General features: G+C 34.6%; 5 protein-coding genes and 1 pseudogene. 2 read left to right on the plus strand and 4 right to left on the minus strand.

What is annotated here, in order from left to right; translation table 11 throughout:
• Positions 1-1,084: 1,084 nt before the first annotated feature.
• Positions 1,085-1,345, plus strand: a pseudogene (locus ACFIMW_RS08810) (DNA adenine methylase); the annotation flags it as partial.
• A 96-nt stretch (positions 1,346-1,441) separates the two neighbouring features.
• On the opposite strand, the gene ACFIMW_RS08815 reads toward ACFIMW_RS08810, so the two are convergent.
• On the minus strand, positions 1,442-1,798 hold the full coding sequence (locus ACFIMW_RS08815) for a type II toxin-antitoxin system HigA family antitoxin (protein ID WP_375608833.1): 357 nt from the start codon (positions 1,796-1,798) through the stop codon (positions 1,442-1,444).
• Positions 1,799-1,886: 88 nt separating this feature from the next.
• Between ACFIMW_RS08815 and ACFIMW_RS08820 the strand changes: the two genes are divergently transcribed.
• The gene (locus ACFIMW_RS08820; protein WP_375608832.1) at positions 1,887-2,183 is read left to right on the plus strand and encodes a HigA family addiction module antitoxin; all 297 of its coding nucleotides are present in this window, start codon (positions 1,887-1,889) and stop codon (positions 2,181-2,183) included.
• Between the two features lie 9 nt (positions 2,184-2,192).
• Here ACFIMW_RS08820 and ACFIMW_RS08825 read toward each other — a convergent pair whose 3' ends face one another.
• The 3 genes from ACFIMW_RS08825 to ACFIMW_RS08835 all read right to left on the minus strand — a co-directional run bounded on the left by ACFIMW_RS08825 (position 2,193) and on the right by ACFIMW_RS08835 (position 3,464).
• The gene (locus ACFIMW_RS08825; RefSeq protein ID WP_375608831.1) at positions 2,193-2,579 is read right to left on the minus strand and encodes a hypothetical protein; all 387 of its coding nucleotides are present in this window, start codon (positions 2,577-2,579) and stop codon (positions 2,193-2,195) included.
• Positions 2,572-2,823: a type II toxin-antitoxin system prevent-host-death family antitoxin gene (locus tag ACFIMW_RS08830; protein ID WP_375607138.1), complete on the minus strand. Its 252-nt coding sequence runs from the start codon at positions 2,821-2,823 to the stop codon at positions 2,572-2,574. Before ACFIMW_RS08830 ends, ACFIMW_RS08825 begins: the two co-directional genes overlap by 8 nt.
• A 122-nt stretch (positions 2,824-2,945) precedes the next feature.
• Positions 2,946-3,464, minus strand: a complete 519-nt coding sequence (locus ACFIMW_RS08835) for a Rha family transcriptional regulator (RefSeq protein ID WP_375608830.1) — start codon at positions 3,462-3,464, stop codon at positions 2,946-2,948.
• Between the last annotated feature and the right edge of the window lie 461 nt (positions 3,465-3,925).

Here is a 3,925-nt window from a genome sequence, read left to right on the forward strand (position 1 = left end):
AACTTATCAAAAGGAATGTAAATAATGCGTATGATCTTTAATCACTCATTTGAATGAGAAAGCCTATAAACGCTTTTTGTTTCTCTCAAACGTATTAATCATAACGTCTTTATCTTTTAAAAAGATTCATTGAAAACAAAGCCCATGATCATGATGCTTCTTTTAAAACGTTTCAATATGCTGACCTTAAAATTGAGTTGAGTGAATTGAAATAACTTATATTCTAAATCAAAACGCTTGGTAGCTTTATCAAGCCAATCAAAAGCAAATGCATCTTAAATGAATATCTTAAAAAACGTTCTTTTTACATTTACGAGCGTTGGTTTTCAAAACAATCTCTCATAAGACAATAAACAAGCGCTTTTATCAAACGCAAGGCTATAAAAACTGTTATAAACATCAGTTTCAAACGTTTAAACGTTCACTTAGAGAGGGTCTCATAAGCGTATTTTTAAACTATAACTTTTAAAACGTTTCTTAGTATCAAGTCTAAAGTAGATAGTAATTCTATTGCCATGGCATTATTTGCTTCCATTTTTTTGTGGAAGCGAATAATTCCGTTCTTAAAAATTAGCCTGCAATCTATTCATTAAAAGGCTTTTCATTTCATAAGATATAAAATACCTCTTTATCGTTTTCTAAATTTTTAGAAAGCGTTTTAAAAGCGATCTTATCCTTAATCCTTTTATGCAATCTTTAAAATATTCGGTGTTATGATGATGCTGTTATGACAGCTCTCTATTTTGCGCTTCTAATTTTGAGAACTGTAATTTTATGTTTTTATCATGTGATTAACAATCCAATCTTTAAAACAAGATGGGATCTTTAAACGTATGCGATTTCTGCTGTGATAAAAACGTATCATAAGATTTATGAACTGTTATGTATAATAACTGCTTTTCATTTTATTTGAACGTTTACATGCGTTATAATATTTACATCATGATTTGCTTTTTATGGTCTATTCATACATGCCAATCTTATATAAAAAATGGTCAAATGAATCATGCATAAAAAGATGGATTCTTAAGTGGATTCATATAAAATAATTACACTCAACATATTGACTTTATTGTGTTTTTTGATATTATATCGAATATGCCCTTATTGGGATGTTGAGGATTATTATGGCAAAGATTTGTTTAAGCGAGAGGATTATCAGAGGATGGCTATGCTGCTCGCACAATTAAAAGGGAAGTTTCTTTTGTCTCTCAATGATGTGCCAGAAGTTCGAAAAACCTTCAGTCAATTTACCTTAAAAAAAATAAATACGTTTTATTCGTGTAACGCCTTAAATAATGTAGTTCCCGCTAAGGAGCTTATCATCACCAATTGTGATTTCTAAAACGAGAAATAATACATATTAAAGGGTCTTTAAATGACCTTTGAAGACCTTTTAAACACCTTAAAAATCTTTCAAAAAAATAAATTAGTATAAACCCTAAGTTATTAGACTTTCCAGTGGGATATTAAACTGTTGGTGTAAATTTTTAATCATGCGCAGTGTTAATTTTCTTTTGCCATTCAATATTTCATAAACACGATTTAAATGACCAATCGCAGGAACAAGATCTTTAGCACTTAAGTTCATTTGTTCCATTCTAAATTTAATAGCCTCAATTGGATGAGGAGGAGAAACAGGGTAGTGTTCTGCTTCATACGCTTCAATCAACAACACAAGAACCTCCATTTGATCAAATTCTGGAGTATTAACTTCTGGCTGCTTATCAAACATTGCAGACACAATTTCTAAGGCTTCTTGATAATCTTGTTCAGTGCGAATAGGCTTGATGTTCATTTCTTAAATTTCTTTAAATAACACAACATTGATAACATACTATCTAAATTGTAATAGTCTTTAAAATTAATTGTAAAGGAAACTATCTATGACCACACGTAATCATAATCGCTGCCCTACTCATCCAGGAGAAGTTTTAGCTGAATCCTTAGAACATTTAAATGCAAGCAAAACCGAAATTGCTAGGATTCTTCAAATATCACGCCAGCACTTGCACGGAATCCTTAAAGGAGAGCGTCCAGTTACAGCCGTAACAGCAGCTCGCATTGGTAAATTGTTAGGAAATGGACCAGCCCTCTGGCTACAGCTTCAAGCCAATTATGATGCTTGGCATGCAGAGCGTAAAACAGATGTTAGCAAAGTTCCGACACTCCATACTGCTTAATTGTATAACTCAGTCTCTAGAAACTTTTCCAAGTGGTTTTATTGTTTTAACTTCTTTAATTTTAAGTGCAATTTTACGCATGAAAGAAAGACTAAAACGCCCTTGAGGTTTTAAATCTTCAAAGTCAAACAAAGATTTGCAAGAAACAACATTAAATTCATCAACACGTACCCAAGATTGCTTTTGCAAACCCACACGTTTACATTCTATCTCAGGTACTTTTAAGCTAAATTGCAAATTAATAGGTTCTTGAGAAGTGATAGGAAACAAAAAGAAATGGCTTTCAGTTTTAACCATAACACAAGAAGGACGCGCTTTACGTCCCGAATGTTCACCTTTTTGCGCTTGTTCGTGCCATAAATAATAATATTGAACAACATCCCCTGCTTTAAACATGTTCATCACTATTCAAAATGTCATCTAAACCACGATCTAAATCGTCTAATATATTTTGCGGTGCATCTGCGTAAACAAAAGATTGTACACTAGAACGGGATTTTATTAATTCATGATATAAATCAACAGGAAGCATAATGATTTTTTCACGCCCTCGTTTTGTCAAAGCGACAGGTGTAGACATAGCCTCGTCTAAAATATCGCCTGCCCCGCGGTTTACATCTGTAAAACTATATTTTTTCATATGCACATCCTATCTTTAATGTATAATACGTATTATACGTACAATATGTATTATGTAAAGATATTTTACGGCATTAACTACCTCCCCGCCTCAAGGCGAGGAGATAAAATCATGTTTTTAACTTAAGCTACTTTTGCAACAGGGCTTACTAAAACTCGCTTGGCTTCTTCAACAAGAGTTTTATAATGTTTGCTCTCTTCTGCTAATGTAAAGGCTTTAACAAGATGCATGTGAAGCGGTCCATAAATATAAACAGCTTTTTCAGTAGGTCCCATTTCATCCCAGTTGCTTGGAAAATCAAAGCGTGTATCACGATCATTATCAATTAATTGGTTTTTTAAATCATAGAAAGCTTTGACGAGGGCTTTTTTGAATGCACGCACCGTATCATTGTTACGCATATAGGTCATGAGTAGAGTGGCTTGTGGTTCGTTGAGAATAGCAATTACTCTTTTCTGTCTTCCGCCTTTGGTCCCAAAGGGTGAGATTTCAAATCCAACCCTTCCAAATTCTTCAAAGTCTTCAATGTTTTGACGTACCAGCTTTATAACTGTAGCGTGGCTATTCCCCACACCACCGGCAATTTTTAAAGAGGTTGTGACAGCAATACCAGCATTGTTGATTGTCACTAAATTGTTCATGGTGAACTCCTTGTTGATTAATGTTTGTTAATGACACTCAATGAAGAATGCCGGGTGCTAACAAACACGGCAACAAGCCCGTCGTTATGCCTTCCCCTAAAAGGGTATTGTATAGCATAACCACACCCGACAACACTATTATACGCTACGCGCATATAATGAGTCAAAGTCTTTAGTCTGCGGAAGATTAGTTATTTCGGCAACCAATCCGCTTGTTGTTTTAAGGTGTTTGTTAGGCACCTTTGTATGAATCTAACGGTTTTAAACATTTTGTCAAGTCGCTCGCAAGAACGGCTTTCGCCTCTCATTTTTTCCCATTCATTTCATTAGCCAATTATTAAAAGGAGTATAAAATGGCAACAGGTTTTCTACACGGTGTTGAAATCGTTGAAGTTGACGACGGCACCCGCCCCCTTCGCGCGGTTCAGTCTGCCGTTATCGGAATTGTTGGCACAGCACCC

This window comes from Bartonella sp. AC329YNZD (assembly GCF_042196685.1).
Taxonomy (GTDB): Bacteria; Pseudomonadota; Alphaproteobacteria; order Rhizobiales; family Rhizobiaceae; genus Bartonella.